The sequence below is a fragment of the Paraburkholderia phenazinium genome (assembly GCF_900100735.1).
In the GTDB taxonomy this organism is placed as follows: domain Bacteria; phylum Pseudomonadota; class Gammaproteobacteria; order Burkholderiales; family Burkholderiaceae; genus Paraburkholderia; species Paraburkholderia phenazinia.
This window is the reverse complement of sequence record NZ_FNCJ01000012.1, coordinates 180,175-200,885: the sequence shown is the minus strand read 5'-3', so window position 1 is coordinate 200,885 and position 20,711 is coordinate 180,175. Positions and strand designations below refer to the sequence as shown.

Genomic DNA, 20,711 nt, shown 5'->3' with positions numbered 1-20,711 from the left:
CCATGCTTGCCTTGCTGAATGACGGGCCTGAAGGAGAGCCGCGCGACGCGGCGGAGTTCGCCGTGTGCGAAGCAACACCTTCACTCAGCGTCTGGCCGCGTTCGCTCGACAGCGGCTGGCAATGCGTGACGACGGCAGCCGGCGCCTGTGCGTCGCCCGCCGGCTTGCCCGGCTTCGGCTGGCTGCCCGCGCAGGTGCCGGGCACCGTTGCCAGTGCCTGGCGCGCGGCTGGCAGGCTCGATGCCAACCAGCCGCCGCCGTTCGCCTTCGACGATCACTGGTACTGTCGCACGCTTGCTGGCGACGGGCTGCAACGGCTGCGTCTGCATGGTCTCGCGACGCTTGCCGAGGTCTGGATCGACGAACGCAAGATCCTCACCTCGGACTCGATGTTCGTCACCCACGACGTCGCCTTCGAACTGCATGGCGCAGCCACGCTTACACTATGTTTCCGTTCGCTCGCGCCGGCGCTCGCCGCCCGCCGCTCACGGGCTCGCTGGCGGCCGCGCCTCGTCACGCCGCCGACCCTTCGCAATCTGCGTACTACCCTGCTCGGCCATATGCAGGGCTGGTGTCCTCCACTGCAGGCCGTCGGCCCGTGGCGCCCTGTGGAGCTGCTCGGCGACGCCCCCAATGCCTTCGATACCATCGACCTGAAAACGCAGATCGACGGTAACGACGGTATCGTCTGCGCAACATTTACCTTTATTCATCCCCAGCCTGCAGACACGCCCGGGTTGTTGAAATGCGCCGAGGTTCAAACGTCTCTTCACTGGAGCGATGCGTACACACTGAGCGGCATGTTGCGGGTGCCCAATGTCGCGCGCTGGTGGCCTCACACGCATGGCGAGCCACACCTGCACGCAATCGGGCTCGAACTGGCGGACCAGACATTCGAGCTTGGCCCCGTGGGCTTTCGCACCATCGAGGTCGAGCGCGGCGCCGACGGCGAAGGTTTCGCGCTACGTGTGAACGGCACGCCGGTCTTTTGCCGGGGCGCCTGCTGGACCAGCGCCGATCTGGCGACGCTCACCGGCACGCCCGCACAACTGGCGCAAGCGTTTTCACTCGCACGCGACGCAGGCATGAACATGCTGCGCGTGGGCGGCACCATGGTCTACGAGTCCGACGGCTTCTACCGGCTGGCGGATAAATACGGAATCCTGATCTGGCAAGACTTCGCCTTCGCCAACTTCGACTACCCGAGCGATGAGGGCTTCAGCGCGTCTGTCGCCCGCGAGGCGGCTCAGTTCCTCGCCCGCACGCGGCGCTTCGCCTCGCTCGCGGTACTCTGTGGCGGCAGCGAAGTCGATCAACAGGCCGGCATGTTCGGCCTGCCGCCGTCGCTGCGGGAACAGCCGCTCTTTACGCAACAGTTGCCCGCGATCGTCGAGCGCGAGCGGCCCGATGTGCCTTACGTGAGCAATTCGCCGTCCGGTGGCGTCTGGCCGTTCTCGACCCGCACCGGCATCACGCACTACTACGGGGTCGGCGCGTATCAGCGTCCGCTCGACGACGTGCGCCGCTCGCAGGTGCGCTTCGCAGCCGAGTGTCTTGCGTTTGCCAACGTGCCCGACGACGCCACGCTGCACGAAGCCCTTGGCACCATGCATACCCACGATCCGCGCTGGAAAGCCGCGGTGCCGCGCGACCCCGGCGCGGGCTGGGACTTCGACGACGTCCGCGACCATTACCTGCGCACCCTCTACGGCATCGACCCCGCTCGCGTGCGCTATGAAGATCCACAGCGCTATCTCGACCTGTCGCGCGCGGTGGTCGCCGAACTGATGAGCGACGTCTTCGCCGAATGGCGCCGCGACGGCTCGCCCTGCGGCGGCGGCCTCGTGTGGCAGTTTCAGGACCTGCGTGCAGGCGCCGGCTGGGGGCTTATCGATGCGCTGGGGCGTCCCAAAAGCGCCTGGCAGGCGCTCGCGCGCACGTTGCAACCCGTCCAGGTCGTCATCACCGACGAAGGCCTGAACGGCCTCGACCTCCATCTCATCAATGAGACAGCCGCCGCATTACCCATGCAGCTCGAGCTTGTCTGCTTGCGTGACGGCGCGCTCGTCGCAGCGTCGGCACGCCGCGCGGTCGAACTGGCGCCGCACAGCACCCAGCGGGTGGCGGCAGCCGAGTGCCTCGGACAGTTCTTCGACTTCACCTGTGCGTACCGCTTTGGTCCGCGTGCGCACGACGTCACCATCGCGACGCTGCGCGACCCAACAAGTGGGAAGATCCGTTCGGAAGCCTTTCATCTGCCTGAGCGACAGGCCCTCGAGCGGCATGATCTCGGGCTGAGCGTTACGCCGCAAGCCACCTCTGACGGCTGGGAACTGGTGATCGAAGCACGCCGCTTCGCCCGCTTCGTGCACATTGCCGATGCGCACTACCGCGCCCGCGACGACTGGTTCCACCTGCCGCCCAACCGGCCCATCACCATCGGTCTGGTGCCACTCAACGAGAACGATACAAGCGCTGCACCGGAGGGCGAGGTGCGTGCGATCAATGCAAGCGCGCCGCACTTCTATCGCTGAGCCCCGCTATTGAGCGGCTCAAAATGTCAAGACGCCCGCCACCATTCATTTTCCGCACAGTCTGCGGCTACCTGCACCGCCCGCACCGGCGAACCGGTTCGCTTATCAGAAAGCCGTTCGGTGCGTTGCCGCACCAAGCAGCTGGAACACATCTGAATCATTTTTGCCTCACTTGCGTCGCCACCGTGCGATCACGCGCCAGCGGGCGTCTCAGTCTTGAGAAGACCCCATCCGGGCACCCTCAAAAGAGACGTTAACTCAATTGGATCAAATACTTAGATCAAACAAAAAGCACTCGCCGGCAGGCCCGGCCGGCGGCTGCCCATGTACATATTTGAAACAAAAACGCACGTTTTGCCTCGTCAGGCAACAGGACCGTGTTCGTTGCGCCGCACCAGTGCTCACTTCCACTGCTACTGGCACGCTCCTCGCTAAATGACGAGCGCAACAAACAGCGTGCTGCAGACAGAGAAAACACTGCGCAGCCCGCGAGGCCATACGGGGCTGGTACTGCGCACTCCTGACCGCTCGCCAGGCGGTAGATAGCAAGGATGCAGCACCGGATCAAAAAACAAGGAGTCGCGTCACAAGCGGCTTCACGCGAGGACCGATCATGTTGACCCTTCAATCAGATCTGCACGGCAATCATTTGCTCGGTGCATTGCCTTCCCATGAGTGGCAGGCGCTGGCCCCCCATCTCGAACTGGTTCACCTGCGTACCGAACAACTGTTGTGCGATTCGGGACAGCGCATTCACCATGTCTATTTTCCGACGACTGCCATCATCTCCATGCTCTACACCATGGAAGACGGCGGCTCGGTCGAGATTGCCGCAGTCGGCCGCGAAGGCATGACCGGCGTGCCGGTCCTGACCGGCGGTGAGACCATGCCGAACCGCGTGCAGGTGCAAAGCGCCGGCTTCGCATACCGGATGACAGCGCAAGCCCTCAAGCAACATTTCGCGCGCTCCGACTTCATCCGCCGTCTGATGATGCTCTACATGCACGCGCTTCTCACCCAGGTCGCACAGACTGCTGCGTGCAACCGGCATCATTCGCTGAACCGGCAGTTGTGCCGCTGGCTCCTGATCGAACTGGACCGCGTCGCCTCGGATGAACTGACGGTCACCCAGCAGTTGATCGCCGACATGCTGGGCGTGCGCCGCGAGGGCGTCACGGAAGCGGCGGGAAAGTTGCACAGCGACGGTCTGATTCACCATAGCCGCGGCCACATTCGCGTGCTCGACCGCAAAGGTCTGGAAGCGCGGGCGTGCGAATGCTACGGACTCGTGAAGCGCGAATTCGACCGCTTGCTGCCGCGCCTTCACCAGGCAGAAGCGGTCAGCTAGAGCGAGACCATGTTCAAGAACACGGCACGCTGCCTCGACGCACTGTACGTCATTGCGGGAGCGCTGATCGCCCATGCGATGCGCTTCCCGGCGGGATATCAGCTCGCGGACAACGAGCGGCTCCTGATCGCATTCAATTGCGTGCTGGTGCTGTTGCTGTTCCCGGTCTTCGGCTTTTACGAAACATGGCGCGGCAAGCCACTGCCCGCCATGCTCGGGCGCGTCGTCATGGCCTGGCTCGCGGTTGCCGCGACCAGTCTCGTGCTGGCTTTCACCCTGCACCGGATGGACGCCCTGTCGCGTCTCTGGTTCGGCTATTCGACATTGATATCCGGGGCGCTGATCGTCGCCACCAAGTTCGCGGCCCATCTGGGCCTGCGCATGGCGCGCCGCCGCGGTCTGAATGCTCGCACCGTGGCCATTGTCGGGGCGCCCGGCTTCTCGCGGATGTTGATTGCACACCTCGAACGCACCCCGCAAGCCGGCTTCAAGCCCGCGTGCCTGTTCGATACGAACGCACAAACGCTCGGCATTTTCGACGAACGCGCCGAGGTCGGCCAGTTGCCGGTCCTGACCGACCTCGACACGTTCGTCGCCAAAGTACGCAACGAGCACATCAGCGAAGTGTGGCTCGCGCTGCCGCTTTCCGAGGAACACACGATTTACCGCTTCAAGCGCGCCTTCCAGCACGACTTCGTTAATCTGCGTTTCATTCCCGACGTGCGCAGCCTGTCGCTGTTCAATCACGCGCTGGGCGAGGTGTTCGGCATCGCGACCATCAACCTCAGCGCGACGCCCATTTCGCCGGTGCAGATGTGGCCCAAGCTGATCTTCGACCGGCTCTTTTCGCTCGTCGCGCTAATTGCGCTTGCCCCTGTTTTCGCCCTGCTCGCCGCCGCGATCAAGTTGACTTCGCCAGGACCAGTGTTCTTCACGCAGGAGCGCAAGGGGGTCGACGGGCATCCCTTTCGCATTTACAAGTTCCGTTCGATGACGGTGCATCGCGAGACGCCAGGTCTCGTCACGCCGGCGGCCCGAGTGGACGCACGCGTGACGAAAGTGGGCGCACTCATGCGCCGGACGAGTCTCGACGAGCTGCCGCAGTTCTTCAACGTGTTGCTTGGACAGATGTCGGTCGTCGGTCCGCGCCCGCATGCGATCGAACATGACGATCTCTACAAGGATCAGGTGTACGGCTACATGTATCGCTATCGCATCAAGCCGGGCATTACGGGCTGGGCACAAGTGAACGGATACCGCGGAACCACGACGAAGGTCGAGAAGATGGAAACGCGGGTGAAGTTCGACCTCTTTTATATCCACAACTGGTCGTTCTGGTTCGACATGCGGATCGTGATGATCACGATCTTCAGAGGCTTCGTCGGCCGCAATGCGTATTGATTCAGTTCTTCGGGGATGCGATTGTGAACGTCTCGGTGATCGTGCCGACCTACCGCCGTACTGCCGATCTTGCCCGCTGCCTCGCAGCGCTCGACGCTCAGCAGCGGCGCGCCGACGAAGTGGTCGTGATCGTGCGCGACGACGACCGGCCAACACATGAGTGGCTCGCGAGCCGCTCGGCGCAGCATCCCGACGCGCGCTTGCGGATCGCCCAGGTGAGCACGCCGGGTGTGGTGGCGGCATACAACCGCGGCATCGACAGCGCGACGGGGGAAATCGTCTGCTTCACCGACGATGACGCCGCCCCCCATCCGGACTGGATCGAGCGCATCGAGCGTGCTTTCGAATGCGATCCCGCGCTCGGCGGTCTCGGCGGGCGCGACGTGGTGCATGAGCACGGCCGCATCCTGCAAGGAGAAAAGGCGGTGGTCGGGCGCGTGCAGTGGTTTGGACGCGCGATCGGCAACCATCACATCGGCCATGGCGCGGCGCGCGAAGTCGATGTGCTGAAGGCCGTCAACATGGCGTTTCGCCGTGCAGCCATCGGCACGCTGCGTTTCGATCCGCGCCTGCGCGGCAGCGGCGCCCAGGTGCATTGCGAAATGGCCTTCAGTCTCGACGTGGGGCGCCGCGGCTGGAAGCTGGTGTATGACCCGACGCTGCTCGTCGAGCATTATCCGGCGCCGCGCGGCGACGAAGACCAGCGGCAAGTCTTCAACGCTGCCGCCTTTTACAACGCGTCGTTCAATCTGCGTCTCATCATGTGCGAGCACCTGTCGACATCGGGGCGGTGGGCATTCGTCACCTATGCGACGTTGATCGGAAATCGCGCGGACCCGGGGCTCGTGCGCGCGATCACGCTGGCGTTCAACGGTGAAAGTCTGGCGCTTGCGCTGCGCAAGTGGTGGGTTGGCCTATGTGCCATGCACGGGGCATGGCGGGCGGCGATGCGCTGAAGACCTCAGGCGCATCTTGTAACGCAAGGACCATAAATATCATGAAGACCAGAACACTGCTCGCCGGCCTGGTGACCGCATCGCTATGCGCCTGTTCGCTGGCGCCGGGGCCCTATCTCGACTCGGCGCGTCTCGACCAGACTGCGCAGCCGGAAGTGGCTGCGCCAACCTACCCGGTCGTGCCGATCGATATCGATTACTTTAGAAAAGTGCGGGCAGCCCAGGTGGTGCCGCCCTGTCCGCTTACTTGTCTCGACAAGACGAGCCGCGCGAATTACACCTACAGGATCGGCATTAACGATCAACTGACCGTCATCGTCTGGGACCATCCGGAGCTGACTGGCGGCGCCGGCCTGGCGGGAGGAGCGCCACCGTTGCCGCAACTGCAGGGCGCCGGCGGCACCAGCGCGGGAGGCGGATCCATCGGTGCAGGCGGTTCCGCAGGCGCAGCGGCGGCATCCGGTGGCGTTGAAGGCGGCATGGTGGTGCGGGTCGCAAACGATGGCACGATCTTTTTCCCACGCGTCGGCCGGATCAAGGTTCTCGGCAAGACAGCCGAGCAGGTCCAGCAGCAGCTGACACAGGCACTCTCTAAAACGATCCGCAATCCGCAGCTCGACGTCCGCGTGTCGGGTTTCAACAGCCAATCGGTGCAGGTAACGGGCAACGTCCGCACGCCTGAAGCGGAATCGATTACCGACCTTCCGCTCACCATCCTCGATGCGATTAACCGGGCCGGCGGGGCGCTGGTCGACGCGGATCTGCAGAACGTCGGGGTAACGCGCGACGGCACGCGCCATACCATCGACGTAGCCGCACTGCTCGAAACCGGCGAAAAGCAACAAAACGTCCTGCTGGAGGACGGCGACATCATCGACGTGCCGGACCGCTCCAATAGCCGCGTGTTCGTGCTGGGCGAAGTAGGCAAGCCTACCTCCCTACCCATGAACCGTGGCCGCCTGACCCTCGCCGACGCCATTACCGGCGCGGGCAGCCTCGAAGTGAAGTCAGCCGATCCGCGTCTCATCTATGTGATACGCGGCATGGTTCCGACAGGCACGGACAAGGTAGCCGCGGAGAAAGCGCTCAATCCGGAGATTTTCCGGCTGGACATGACCCAGGTGGACGCCGTGCTGCTGATGACAAAGTTCGAGTTGCAGCCGAAGGACGTCGTCTATGTCCAGGTCGCCAATTCGGCGCGCTTCAACCGGTTGCTAGACACCATTTCACCGGCTCTGAATACGCTTTTCTTCTACAAAGAATTGAACTGACGCCCTGATGCCGCGCAACGGAGTGACACATGAGTACCTATGACACGATTGAAGCCACGGTGGCGCCCGGCGGCGAAGAGGATGCCGTAATGCGGGACCTGGGCCGGATGATCATCGAGCAGATCTGGTGGGTCATCGGCATCGCTGCTGCAGTGATTCTGGCTGCGACGGTTTACGCCAAAATCTCCACGCCGATCTATTCTGCCGATGCGCTGATCCAGGTCGATTCAGGCGCGGGCAACGTCGGTTCGAGTTCGCCCGCACTGGCCTCGCTCATGCCCTCGGGCGGCGTGCATACCGATGCCGAAATTGAAATTATCAAAAGCCGCGCCGTCGTCGAACCGGTCGTCGAGCAATTCAAGCTGAACTTCGGTGCGTGGCCGCGGACCATGCCCTACCTCAGCCGGATTACCTCGCTATTTGCCCGTGATGGGCATCCGCTCGGCGCGCTGTTCGGCATGGGCGCCTATGCATGGGGAGGCGAGGAATTTGCGGTGGATTCCATCTCCGTGCCGGCCCCGCTCGAGGGGGCCACACTCACGTTGCGCGCGCTCGGCGCCGGGCGCTATCAGCTCTTCGATCAGTACGGCAAGCTGCTCCTGACGGGCGTCGCGGGACGGCGCGCCACCGGCAGCGGCATATCGATCGACGTCACGACCCTCGTTGCCCGCCCCGACACCGAATTCTACGTGATGCGCTTCCCTCAACTCGACGCGGTCACTGGACTGGCGGGTGGCTTGCAGGTGATGGAAAAGGGACACGACACCGGCATCGTGCAACTGTCGTTCATGGGCCCGGACCCGCATGCGATCACGGCGATTACGAACGCCGTCGCGCAATCGTATCTGAGGCATCGCCAGGCGCGCGCTCAGGAAGAAGCGAGCCGGATGCTCAATTTCCTGAACAGTGAAATGCCGCGCCTGCGTGCCGAAGTACAGCGCGCCGAAACCGCACTCTCGGAATATCAGTCACGTAGCGGCTCGTTCCAGCCAACCGTGGAGGCGTCGGTCTACCTCTCGGGTGGACTCGAATACGAGAAAGCCATTGCCGCGATGCGCGTCACGCGCGCCGAACTGCTGACACGCTTTACGCCCGACAGTCTCGAAGTGCAGACGCTCGACTCGCAACTGGCCTCGATGCAGCAGCAAAAGGATCGCTTTGACGATCACTTCAAGACCCTGCCGCGTTCCGAGCGCGAAGCGATGTCACTGCAGCGCGATGCCAAGGTAGCCGAAGACATCTACGTCGCACTGCTCAACAAGATTCAGGAACTGTCGATCACCCGCGCCGGCACGATCGGCAACGTGCACATCATTGACGAAGCGCTACTGCCCTCTTCGCCGGTGCGTCCGAAATCCGCCTTGATCATTTCCGCGGGAACGGCACTCGGCATCATCGCGGGCGTGCTGTTCGCCTTCTGCCGCCGGACCTTCTTCACGGGCGTGGCCGATCCGGAGTTTATCGAGCGCCGTTTTCAGATGCCCATCTTCGGCTCGATCTCCTATAGCGCCGAACAGGCACGCAACGACCGGCTCTCCGCGAACCACACCCCCGCCGCACTGCCGGGCACCGCCGCCCGCTTCGGCGTGAGCGCGACAGCAGCGGCGGCGACCGCTGCGGCGGCAACGGCGACGGTCGGCACGCAGACCGTCATGCCGGTCATGCACAAACCGGTGCGGCCATTGCTGGCCAAGACGAATCCGTTCGACACGGCCGTAGAAGGTCTGCGCGGTCTGCGTGCGACGCTGCAGTTTGGGCTGATCGACGCCCCCAACCGCGTCGTGGCATTTACCAGCCCTGCCCCATCCGACGGCAAGAGCTTCCTGTGTGCGAACCTCGCCGCCCTGCTCGCCGAGACGGGCAGGCGCGTGCTGCTGATCGATGCAGACTTGCGCCGCGGCCGGCTCGCGCAATACCTCGGGCGCGCACCGAATGGCGGCCTCACTGAACTGTTGACCGGGCAGATCGACCTCGAGGTCGTGGCGCGGCCCACAGGTGTCGACGGACTGCACTTCATCGCCGCAGGGGCGTATCCGCCCAACCCCTCGGAAATTCTCACCTCGACCCGCTTTACCGAAGTCCTCGCACGCTTCGAGCAGCAATTCGATCTGGTGATCGTCGATACGCCGCCCCTGCTCGCGGCGGCGGACGCCGCGATCATCGCGAACATCGCCGGTTCGACGGTATTGGTGATGCGCTCGGGCGCGCATACCGAACGCGACATTGCCGAATCGCTCAAAAAGTTGCGCCGTGCACGCGCGCGCCTGATCGGCGGTGTGATCAATGCCGTGCCGCTCAGGAATGGCGGCCGCTATGGCGCTTCAGACTACACCTATGCCTATGCTTACACGGCAGGTGAGCAGCCGGGCGGCGGTACGAAGTAGCAAGACGCACGGGCTGAGGCCGGGCAGTGGCCGTCCCGGACGGCCGCCTTGCTCCCGGCAGTGCATCGCGTTGCCGGCCCACTCTCCGTTCGCCTGGATCCCCGCCGATGAATGCATTCGAACTCCCAGACCATGCGGCGTCCGCCAGAGCTGCGGCGATTGCTGCCAGCGACGCCAGTCCTGCCGAGACCCCCAGCACGCCGAGCGTCCTGTTTGTCGACCAGAGCGGCCAGCCTGGCGGCGCGGAGCTATGTCTGCTTCCGCTTGCGGCGCGCTGCGTCTCGCACAGCGAAGTGCTGCTGCTATCGGACGGCCCATTTCGCGCGCGTCTCGAAGCACTCGGGGTACGCGTTCAGGTGTCGAGCCACGCCCGCGTCGTTGCGATTCGCAGAGACAACTTACGCCTTGGCTGGTTGAAGGCGATCCCTGGCATCATCGGCCAGATCCGCGTGATTGCCGCGCGGGCCAGGCGCTTTGACGTGCTCTTCCTGAACACCCAGAAAGCGCTTGTGCTCGGTGCGCTCGGCAAGCCCTTGCATCGCCGGCCAGTCGTGTGGCACGTGCACGACGTCATGACCCGCGATCATTTTGGCCCGCTGCAACTGCAAATCGTCCGGTGGCTCGCGCGCCACGCCATCGACCAGTTCGTCGCCAATTCAAGCGCAACTGCCAACGCGCTGATCGCGCTCACCGGTCTTCCTGCGGATGCAGTGACCGTGATTCACAACGGCGTCGACGCATCGGCTTTTACCCCGGTCGACACGGGCGATCTGCGCGCACTGCGGCGGCGTCTTGGACTCCCGGAAACTGCGTGGTTGGCCGGCCTGTTCGGACGTCTCGCGCCATGGAAGGGTCAGCATGTCGCCATTGCGGCGCTGCCGCGCTTGCCTCACGTTCATCTGGTGCTGGTGGGTGCGGCGCTGTTCGGCGAGGACGCCTACGCGCATGCGTTGGAGCGTCAGGCCGAGCAACTCGGAGTGCGCGAGCGCGTGCATTTCGCCGGTCTTCGCGACGACATCCCGGCGTGGATGACAGCGATGAATCTGATCTTGCATACCTCAACCGAGCCCGAACCGTTTGGCCGCGTGATTATCGAAGGGATGGCCGCCGCCCGGCCGGTCGTCGCCGCAGCAGCGGGCGGCATGCTGGAGATTGTCCGGCATCGCCAGAACGGCTGGCTCGTGCAGCCCGGCGACGCAGATGCCCTCGTCGAGGCCATCGAGACTTTGCGCGTCATGCCTGAACTCGCGCAACGGCTTGCCGATCAAGGTTGCGCCGACGTTCGAGCCGACTTTTCTCTCGAACGGTATCTCGAGCAGATGACCCGCGTGATCCATCACGCGAAGCGCCAGGACTAGCGCTGGGCAGACGGGAAAATGTAAACCCACTGTCAGTCGCCGTAAGTTCGAACGCGTACGTTCCCGACTAGTTGTTGCGTGAATAATCACGACACAAACAACAACACCTCGGGCAAAACGGCGATGAACCGCACCCTAACGACTGACGAAGCCGCCCTCGCGGCCCCCTCTTTCATCTCTGAGGCCGCATCGAAAGCGGAACCCATCGCCGTACCCAGTGTTCTTTTTGTCGATCAGAGCGGGCAACTCGGCGGCGCCGAATTTTCGTTGCTCCCCCTCGCCGTGCGCTGGACTGCGCACCGAGAAGTGCTGCTGTTGAGCGACGGCCCGTTTCGTCAGCGCCTCGAGTCGATGCAGGTGAAGGTTCATCTCACACTCGAAGCAAGCGTCTCGAAGATCAACAAGGAGGCGCTGCACCTGAACTGGTTCTTCGCACTGCCGGGCATTCTGCGCCAGGTTCGTGCGATTGCCCGGCACGCGCGACAGTTCGACATCCTGTTCCTCAACACGCAGAAGGCGCTCGTGCTCGGCGCACTGGGCAAGCCACTGCACCGCAAGAAGATCATCTGGCATCTGCACGACATCATGACTCGCGAGCATTTCGGCTTCTTTCAGCGCCTGATCGTCAAGTGGATCACCCGCTACGCCGTCGACCACATCGTGGCGAACTCGCGCGCCTCCGCCGTCTCGCTGGTCGATTTGATCAAATGCCCGCCAGAATCGGTGCCCGTTGTGCATAACGGCGTCGATGTCGACGAATTCAGTCGCACCGATGGCGAAGACGCAGGCACCATCCGGCAACTCCTCGGCCTGCCTGACGAGGTTCATCTGATCGGTCTGTTCGGCCGCCTCGCACCGTGGAAGGGGCAGCATATTGCGCTGGAAGCGCTCGCGTTACTGCCTGATATGCATCTGGTGCTGGTCGGCTCCGCCCTGTTCGGCGAACAGGCTTATGTGGAGTCGTTGCGCCGGCAGGCCACCCGCCTTGGCGTCGAGCAACGCCTGCACTTCGCCGGCTTTCGTGACGATATGCCCGCGTGGATGAAAGCGGTCGACGTGATTCTGCACACGTCGACCGAGCCTGAGCCGTTTGGCCGCGTCATCATAGAAGGCATGGCGGCAGGCCGTCCGGTGATTGCCGCGGCCGCCGGCGGCGTGGTCGAAATCGTGCGCCATCGCAAGAATGGCTGGCTGGTACCACCGGGCAACCCGGCCACGCTCGCCGACGCCATCGAAACCTTGCGCGCCGCGCCAGAGCTCGCACGTCGCCTTGCTGATCAGGCGCTGCTCGATGTCCAGCAACATTTCTCGCTGGATGCCTACGTCGCCAGGATGACCGATGCAATCATCCGCGTCGCCTGCTAGCGGGCAAAGGAAGCACGACTGCCCCTGTATCGATGACGCGTATCGACCCGGTTGCTTGTGTGGCGCCGGGCACAGATAGGCCCTGCCGATTGATCGTATCCTTGCACGCATGACCGGAGTCGTCCGAGCCCGGGCGGCCATTGCCGGGACGCACGCGCTCTCCCATCTTGCGAGGTGAGTCTTTGGCAACGTTGTCGAATAACCTTGATACGGTCCAATCCGAGGGCAGCCTGCGGTTGCCGTGGCAGTTTCTGCTGATCACCCTGGTCTATACGCTGAGCTTGCTCGTCGTCGCCAGTGCGTTGCGCGTGCAATACGGCTTCCCGCTCGACGACTCCTACATTCATCAGACCGTCGCACGCAACCTCGCCACTTACGGCATTCCGGGGTTTGAACCTGGTCAACGGTCCTCCGGCACCACCAGCATCCTGTGGACCTGTATCCAGGCAGCCAACTACGCGTTCCTGAGCGGCATCGATCCGGTCCTCTATAACCTTTGCCTGAGTTGGGCCCTGCTGGTACTGATCGGCAGTCTGCTGCATCGCCTCGCCCACCGGGATGGACTGCGCCCGTTGTCATGCTGGATTCTGGCAGTCACACCTGCGCTGTGCGGCAATTTCATCTGGCTGGGCCTGATCGGCATGGAGCATTTGCTCTTTACCGCATTGACGCTCGCGGCTATTTATTTCTGGTACGACGACGAAAGCCGGACTCGCCGGCGCACTGCCATCTTCGCCGGACTGTGCGCTGGCCTGCTCGCCGTGACACGGCCGGAAGCGATGATCTTCGCGCCGTTACTGATCGTTGCCAGACCCAAGCGGCTGCGCGGCGTCGCCGATTTTGCGGCGCTGCTCGGCATCTGGTCAATCTTTGTCGTCGCCGTTTTCGGCGTCAACCTTTATACGTCTCATGGGCTCATGCCAGCGACCATGGAAGGGCGCTCGTGGCTCTATTTCCACACCAGCGGCGGTCCACACACCCTGCACTCGCTGCTGCGCTTCGCCGGTTCGTGGATCATGCGTCTGCCCCGCCAGTTCAGCACCGGCTTCGTCACGCAGCTCACCTCCGTGACACAGTTCGACAGCGAATTTTCGCTGCTCGGTCTGCTGCTTGCCGCGCTCGGCATGCTGGGCGCCTACGCGCTCATCCGGCAACGCCCCGCCCGGATCAACTTCCTGTTGTTATGGGCCCTGCTGCATTTCTGCACCTACATGGCCACCTTTCCCTCCGCCGGCCATGGCGGGCGCTATCAGCCGCTGAATCTGCTGCTGCTGTTTCCGCTGCTGTGCTTTGGCCTCCTATGGTTATTCGAACGTGTGGCGGCAAGCGGCGCGCGTTGGCCGCGATTTGCCGTGGTCGTTCTTGCGCTGCTTGGCGGCGCCGCATCGCTCAATACCTGGCGTACGGTGACGATCGACGGTATCGGCCACATCAACGATACGCATGCGCAAATCGGCGAGTGGATGATTCAACATCTCCCGCCGAATGCGAAGATCGCCGCCTTCGATATCGGGCGCGTCAGCTACCTATGGCAACGCGGCATTATCGACCTCGGTGCGCTGGTCGACCCCTCCTACACTCCGTATCTCATCTCCGGCCGTGTTCCGGAATACGTCGAGCAAAAGGAGGTCGAGTATCTGGTGTTACCGGATGATGCTGCTGCGGGATTCGGTTTTCTCGGCGACCGCTCACTCAAGATGACGCTGCTGGCACGCTTTTGCTCGCCGGTGCAACCGTGGTTGATCGGCTTTCGCTACACGATTCACGCCGGGCGTTGCCAGGAAATCTATCGACTCAGCTATCCGGATACTGTCGCCGGGAATGCCGGGCATTGACCCGGCTCTGCCGCAGCGCCGGTACGGTGGCAAACCGTCAGTGTGTGCAGTAGCTAACGGTGTTGCGCCCCTCGTCACGCCTATGATGCGCTATCGCCCACTTCGTGGGTCCGCCGGGCAACCCAATGAGCGTCGCCAAACTCTACTCCTGGGGTCACTATCCTTACGCGCCACAAGCCAGCCATCCGCTGTCGTGGCGCCAGGGTGCAGAGGCGTCATTGCGGGAGATGGGCGCGCGCTTCGGCACCACACTGCCGTTCGGCAACGGCCGCAGCTATGGCGATAGCTGCCTTGCCGCGACGGATCACGTACTCAATCTGCGCGGTCTCGACCGCTTTCTCAGCGCCGACTGGCACACCGGCGTGCTGCGCGCCGAAGCCGGCGTCACGCTCGGCGAAGTGCTCGCGGTGTCGATTCCGCGCGGCTGGATGCTGGCGGTCACGCCCGGCACCCAGTTCGTGACCCTCGGCGGAGCGCTGGCCAACGACGTCCACGGCAAGAATCATCACGTACGCGGGACTTTCGGGCGCCACGTCCGACGGTTTTCCTTGCTGCGCTCCGATTCGGAGCCCATCGAATGCACACCCGATGAACATGCAGCGCTGTTTCGCGCCAGCATTGGCGGGCTCGGCCTCACCGGCATCGTCGAGTGGGTGGAAATCCAGCTTATGCCGGTAAGCTCCAGCAGACTATCGGTGCACAGCTTGCCGTTCGGCAACCTCGACGAATTCCTCGCCCTCTCGCGCGAACTCGACCCACAGCACGAATACGGCGTGGCATGGATCGATTGCCTGAGCAGCGGCAGGTCCCTCGGACGCGGCGTCTACATGTCGGCCGATCACGCCACCGATGGCCACTTTGCAAGCCAGCAGCGCCGCGTGCGAAGCGTGCCGTTCGCGCTGCCGTGGTCGCCGGTCAACCGCGTGACGCTCAAGGCGTTCAACGAGCTCTACTACCGCCGTCAGGTCGCCAAAGCCGGGCATGCGGTGGTCGACTACCCCGCCTACTTCTATCCGCTCGACAGCCTGCTGGAATGGAACCGCATGTACGGACGCCGTGGCTTCCAGCAATACCAGTTCGTCGTGCCTGAAGCGGCGGCGCGCGAGGCGCTGCAGGATTTCTTACGCGCAATCGCGTCGACCGGCTCCGGCTCGTTCCTCGCGGTGCTCAAGCGTTGCGGCCCGCTGGTGTCGCCCGGTTTGCTGTCCTTCCCGATGCCGGGCATTTCTCTCGCACTCGATTTCCCCCAGCACGATCTGAAGAATCAGGCGCTATTCACGCGGCTCGACACCATCGTGCGCGACGCCGGAGGGCGTCTGTATCCCGCCAAGGACGCCCATATGAGCGGTGAGGATTTTCGTGCCGCTTATCCGGCATGGCGGGCCCTCGAACAACTGCGCGACCCGGCCTTGATGTCGCGCTTCTGGCAACGGACGACACAGCAATGAAAAAGATTCTGATCATCGGCGGCTCGTCCGCCATCGCAGTGGCCTGCGCACGCGAGTGGGTCAAGGACGGCGCGAGCCTGTTTCTCGCCGGACGCCACGAAACCCGCCTCGATGCGGTCGCGCAGGATCTGCGAGTACGCGGTGCAAGCAGCGTCGGCACCTACGTGCTCGACGTGAACGACTATCCCCAGCATCGCCCGATGCTCGAAGCCTGTCTTGCCGAGCTGGGCCGCATCGACATTGTCCTGCTCGCTCACGGCACCCTGTCGGACCAGTCTGCCTGCGAGCGCGATCCGGAAGCTACGGTGCGCGAAATCTCCACCAATGCCTTGTCGACGATCGCGCTGCTCACGCTGCTGGCGGGCACCTTCGAAACGCAAAAGAGCGGCTCGATTGCAGTGATTTCTTCGGTCGCGGGCGATCGTGGCCGGCCGTCCAACTATGTCTATGGGACAGCCAAAGCCGCCGTTACGACGTTCTGCGAAGGTTTGCGCGCGCGGCTCTTCAAGGCGAACGTGAACGTGCTCACCATCAAACCGGGTTTTGTGAGCACGCCGATGACAGCCGGCCTGCCGTTGCCCGGGCCGCTCGTCGCCACCCCCGAGCGCGTCGCCACGGACATCGTGCGTGCGATCGAACGCGGCAAGGATTCGCTCTACACCCCATGGTTCTGGGCGCAGATCATGTTCGTGATCCGCTCGGTGCCGGGTTTCGTATTCAAGAGAATCTCCCTGTGAACAGTCCGGCTTCGACTCAAGCCGCCACCGCCGCCTTCAGCCGCTCGCGGCTCGTGTTCTGGTATGCGGTATTCGCGGCAATCTCGATGGCCGCAAATCTGGGCGGCCAGAAACTCGCCTACCTCGTCTACCAGGCGACGTTCGCGGTGCCGCTTTCGGTGTGCGTGGGCACCGCCGCCGGCCTCGTCGTCAAGTACCTGCTCGACAAGGCATGGATCTTTCGCTACGAGCATCGCAGCGTCGCGCACGGAGCCCGCACGTTCGCGCTCTATGTCCTGATGGGACTCGGTACCACCTTCGTGTTCTGGGCCGTGGAGTTTGCTGCAAGCGCCCTGTTTCATACGGAGAACGCACGACTTGTCGGTGGCGCCTTGGGCCTCATGATCGGCTACGTCACCAAGTATCAGCTCGACAAGCGTTTCGTGTTCGCCTAGCCGTGAAGTGCGCTGGCGCACAGACCTCGGCCACCCCCGTCGATAGCATGCAAGCAGGCTCGGATCAGGTTTTTTCCAGTCTGGCCAATCCCTGATGCGGCTGCAACTACGCGGCCCGCGAAGCGATCTGTTCCTCGGCGCGGAGAGTGCTTATGGCAACCCCGGCAGTCAATTCGGTCCCGTTATGCGTCGATCTCGACGGCACGCTCACGCGCACCGATCTGCTTTTCGAAGCCTTCTTCGTGCTCTTCAAGCAGAACCCCTTTGCGATCTTTCTCTGCATCGGCTGGCTGCTGCATGGACGCGCCTATCTGAAAGAACAGATTGCCCGGCGCGTGACGATCGACGTCGGCATGCTGCCGTATAACGCCGAGCTGGTCGCATATCTGCGCAGCGAACACTCGAGCGGGCGGGATCTCTATCTATGCACCGCCACCAATCAGCGCTTCGCCACCCAGATCGCCGCGCATTTCGGCCTGTTTAGCGGCGTGCTCGCCAGTACCGAGGAGCACAACCTGTTCGGCAGCAACAAGGCGCAGGCCCTGGTCGACCAGTTCGGCGACGGCGGCTTCGACTATTGCGGCGATGCGATGGCCGACGTGCCGGTGTGGCGCCAGTCGCGCCGCGCGATCGTGGTGGGCGACAAGCACATCGAGGCAGCGGCCCGCAAAGTCAATGCGGCGATTATTTTCTTCGAGCAGAAACGCCGCCTGTTGCCGCTGGTGCTCAAGGAAATGCGCGTACACCAATGGGTCAAGAACGTGCTCGTGCTCGTGCCGCTCATGACCGCGCATCGCTTCACCGACCTCAGTGCGATCGGCGCTGCGTGCCTCGCGTTTCTGTCGTTCAGCCTGTGTGCGTCGTCGGTATATCTGCTCAACGACATGCTCGATCTCGATGCCGACCGCCGCCACGAGCGCAAGCGCAACCGGCCGTTCGCATCCGGCAAACTGCCGCTTTCGTTCGGCGCGGTGCTGACGGTCCTGCTGCTGGGCGCCTCGGTGGCCCTCGCGGTATTGCTGCCGTGGCGCTTCGGCGTGGTGCTGGCGGCCTACTTCGTCGCCACCCTCGCCTACTCTTTCGCGCTCAAGCGCATGGCGCTGATCGACGTGTTCGCGCTGGCCTGCCTGTACACGGTGCGCGTGATCGCCGGCGGCGCCGCCAATGACATCACGTTGTCGTACTGGCTGATCCTGTTCTGCGTGCCGATCTTCCTGAGCCTCGCGATGGTCAAGCGCTATGTGGAGCTCGACGCCATTCTGCGCGACGGCAAGGTGGCTGCAGCGGGCCGCGGGTATATCACGCAGGACCTGTCGATCCTGCGCTCGTTCGGCACCTCGTCGGCCTACCTCGCGGTGCTGGTGCTGGCGCTTTATTTGAACTCGCCGGAACTCAAGCAGTTGTACCGCCATCCGCCGGCGCTATGGGCTGTTTTTGCGCTGACACTCTACTGGGTCAGCCGGATCTGGATGTTCGCCTTTCGCGGCAAGATGCACGACGACCCGATCGTGTTCGCCTTCAAGGACCGCGTCAGTGTCGGCGTAATCGGTTTGTGCGGCCTGTGCATGCTGTTCGCGATCTGAGCAGGACGAGCACGGGCGGCAAAAACGCGATGCAAAAAAACCGCGCCTGGCAACAGCGCGGTTTTTTGCATCCTGCACATCCGGCGGCAACTTCCGCCGCCCGCTTCAACGTTTCATAGAAACACGCTCACGTCGGCATGAAAGCGCGCAGCCAGCGCCTTGGCGACGTTTTTGCTGATGGCGCGCCGCCCAGCGAGAATATCGCTGACGACGGTCGGCGAGGCAATGCCGGCCAGGTCCTTTTGCTTGAGGCCGTGGGTCTCCAGCAAATGGCGCAGCACCTCACGCGGCTCCGCTTTAGGAACCGTCACATTGCGTGCTTCCCACGATGCGACCAGCGCAGCGATCACGCCTAGCAAATCGGTCAGCGGGCTATCCTCTTCGCCGTTCAGATGCGTGCTCAACTCTTTCGAGAGCAGCAGCATCGTCTGATAGTCATTCTCGTTGCGAATGGGCTTGATCAACGCGACGTGCTGCAACGCAGCCCAGGCTTCAATGATGTCGGGGAACTGCCCCGAAAGGCGATCAGCGTTCATGTGCTTCGATTTTCCCTGTTCGAAAGTCTTATTGAGTAATGTGCAGCCATACGGGAGCCATACAGGACGAAGCGGGGACCCCTCGCAACAGGCCGCCGAGGCAAACCGTCTCGACGATTCACGGCCTGTTGCCACACATCACCCCCGCTCAGTACAACGATGCAACTCAACACCAGCAATCTGCTACGCACCTGCCACGAGGCCTCAGCGCCGTACGGCGTCACCGGGCCAGGCGAGATCCGCCTGTACCCGTTCGACACGCAGCCGCGGACCCGCCGCCGCGGCGATAGTCCGGGTCACCTCGATCATGAACGAGTGCCGGAACGTCGCCGCCGAGAAGCGCTCGGCATTTGCACGGCAGGCCGCCGGTGTAATCAGCGAGCGCTGCCGCTCGAAATTTTCGATCGCGTCGAGAATCGCCGTGACGGTCTGGCGCGCGAAATACACACCCGTCGGACGCACTTCACCGAGCGGCACGACTGTCTCGAGCGCCCCACCCTTGCCGAAGGCGATCACCGGCGTGCCGCAGGCCTGGGCTTCGATCGCGACAATGCCGAAGTCTTCTTCAGCCGCAAAGACAAACGCCTTGGCGCGCTGCATATGATCCTTTAGTACAGCGAAGGCTTGATACCCCAAAATCGTCACATTGGGGCCTGCCATGCAGCGAATCGCCGCCAACTCGGGACCGTCGCCGATCACCACGAGCTTGCGATGCGGCGTGGCGGTAAACGCCTCGACAATCAGGTCGACGCGTTTATACGGCACCATCCGCGAGGCGGTCAGATAGAAATCGTCCTTCTGCGCACAGAGATCGAACTTGTGCACATCGACAGGCGGCGGAATCACTACGGCGTCGCGCCGATAGGTCTTCATCACGCGGCGAGCCACGAATTGCGAGTTGGCGATCAGCCGGTCGACACCATTCGCAGAACGCGAATCCCAGCCGCGCAGATAGTGCAACAGCGCACGCGCGGCCCACGAACGCGGACCGCGTGTGAGGCGCGCTTCACGCAGGTATTGGTGCTGCAGATCCCACGCGTAACGCATCGGCGAGTGCACGTAGCTCACGTGCGTCTGATCCGGACCGACCAGCACGCCCTTGGCGACCGCATAGGAACTCGTGATAACGAGGTCGTAATTCGAGAGGTCGAATTGCTCGATCGCGAGCGGCATGAGCGGCAAATACGCGCGGTAACGGCGGCGCGCAAACGGTAGATGCTGGATGAACGAGGTCGTCACAGGCTTGCCGCAGACGGGTGCACGATCTTCGAGAAAGTCGACGAGACTGAACAGGTCAGCGTCCGGAAAGCACTGGATAATCTGCTCCAGCACTTTCTCGGCGCCGCCTGGCGCGACGAGCCAGTCGTGCACGATCGCCACTTTCATGATCTGGACACCTGTAGATGACGGCCCACGGCCATGCAGAGCAGTGTACGGGGAGCGAATTCCGGTGTGCGTGCGCACGACCACACTCCACGCTCGACAATCGTCGAGGCGTGAACCTGTGCGACGCGTGCTTCA

General features: G+C 63.2%; 15 protein-coding genes. 13 read left to right on the top strand and 2 right to left on the bottom strand.

The window, feature by feature from the left end; all coding sequences use genetic code 11:
• Positions 1-2: 2 nt before the first annotated feature.
• From BLQ92_RS24910 to BLQ92_RS24850, 13 genes are all read left to right on the top strand, one after another.
• Positions 3-2,534 (top strand): glycosyl hydrolase 2 galactose-binding domain-containing protein, encoded by a 2,532-nt coding sequence (locus BLQ92_RS24910; protein WP_175772297.1) that lies wholly within the window; start codon positions 3-5, stop codon positions 2,532-2,534.
• A gap of 613 nt (positions 2,535-3,147) precedes the next feature.
• The gene (locus BLQ92_RS24905) at positions 3,148-3,882 is read left to right on the top strand and encodes a Crp/Fnr family transcriptional regulator (RefSeq protein ID WP_090687642.1); all 735 of its coding nucleotides are present in this window, start codon (positions 3,148-3,150) and stop codon (positions 3,880-3,882) included.
• Positions 3,883-3,891: 9 nt separating this feature from the next.
• Positions 3,892-5,283, top strand: coding sequence for an undecaprenyl-phosphate glucose phosphotransferase (locus BLQ92_RS24900; RefSeq protein WP_090687639.1), 1,392 nt, complete (start codon positions 3,892-3,894; stop codon positions 5,281-5,283).
• Positions 5,284-5,306: 23 nt separating this feature from the next.
• On the top strand, positions 5,307-6,239 hold the full coding sequence (locus BLQ92_RS24895) for a glycosyltransferase family 2 protein (protein WP_090687857.1): 933 nt from the start codon (positions 5,307-5,309) through the stop codon (positions 6,237-6,239).
• Between the two features lie 41 nt (positions 6,240-6,280).
• A complete protein-coding gene (locus BLQ92_RS24890) occupies positions 6,281-7,510 on the top strand; it encodes a polysaccharide biosynthesis/export family protein (protein WP_090687634.1) in 1,230 nt (409 codons plus the stop codon).
• Positions 7,511-7,539: 29 nt separating this feature from the next.
• Positions 7,540-9,894 (top strand): polysaccharide biosynthesis tyrosine autokinase, encoded by a 2,355-nt coding sequence (locus tag BLQ92_RS24885; RefSeq protein ID WP_090687630.1) that lies wholly within the window; start codon positions 7,540-7,542, stop codon positions 9,892-9,894.
• A 107-nt stretch (positions 9,895-10,001) separates the two neighbouring features.
• Positions 10,002-11,252, top strand: coding sequence for a glycosyltransferase family 4 protein (locus BLQ92_RS24880; RefSeq protein ID WP_090687627.1), 1,251 nt, complete (start codon positions 10,002-10,004; stop codon positions 11,250-11,252).
• 123 nt (positions 11,253-11,375) lie between these two features.
• Positions 11,376-12,617: a glycosyltransferase family 4 protein gene (locus BLQ92_RS24875; protein ID WP_090687853.1), complete on the top strand. Its 1,242-nt coding sequence runs from the start codon at positions 11,376-11,378 to the stop codon at positions 12,615-12,617.
• Positions 12,618-12,808: 191 nt separating this feature from the next.
• Complete coding sequence (locus BLQ92_RS24870; protein WP_090687848.1) at positions 12,809-14,452, top strand: glycosyltransferase family protein; 1,644 nt, start codon at positions 12,809-12,811, stop codon at positions 14,450-14,452.
• A gap of 125 nt (positions 14,453-14,577) precedes the next feature.
• Positions 14,578-15,900, top strand: coding sequence for an FAD-binding oxidoreductase (locus tag BLQ92_RS24865; protein ID WP_090687624.1), 1,323 nt, complete (start codon positions 14,578-14,580; stop codon positions 15,898-15,900).
• Positions 15,897-16,637 (top strand): SDR family oxidoreductase, encoded by a 741-nt coding sequence (locus BLQ92_RS24860; RefSeq protein ID WP_090687620.1) that lies wholly within the window; start codon positions 15,897-15,899, stop codon positions 16,635-16,637. The genes BLQ92_RS24865 and BLQ92_RS24860 overlap by 4 nt, the downstream gene beginning before the upstream one ends.
• Positions 16,634-17,071, top strand: coding sequence for a GtrA family protein (locus BLQ92_RS24855; RefSeq protein ID WP_279607919.1), 438 nt, complete (start codon positions 16,634-16,636; stop codon positions 17,069-17,071). The genes BLQ92_RS24860 and BLQ92_RS24855 overlap by 4 nt, the downstream gene beginning before the upstream one ends.
• A 152-nt stretch (positions 17,072-17,223) precedes the next feature.
• Entirely contained in the window at positions 17,224-18,654 is a 1,431-nt protein-coding gene (locus BLQ92_RS24850; protein WP_090687614.1) for a UbiA family prenyltransferase, read from the top strand.
• A 113-nt stretch (positions 18,655-18,767) separates the two neighbouring features.
• Here the strand turns inward: BLQ92_RS24850 and BLQ92_RS24845 are convergent, their stop codons facing one another.
• Positions 18,768-19,190: a helix-turn-helix domain-containing protein gene (locus BLQ92_RS24845; RefSeq protein ID WP_090687610.1), complete on the bottom strand. Its 423-nt coding sequence runs from the start codon at positions 19,188-19,190 to the stop codon at positions 18,768-18,770.
• Between the two features lie 204 nt (positions 19,191-19,394).
• On the bottom strand, positions 19,395-20,576 hold the full coding sequence (locus BLQ92_RS24840; protein WP_090687606.1) for a glycosyltransferase family 4 protein: 1,182 nt from the start codon (positions 20,574-20,576) through the stop codon (positions 19,395-19,397).
• Between the last annotated feature and the right edge of the window lie 135 nt (positions 20,577-20,711).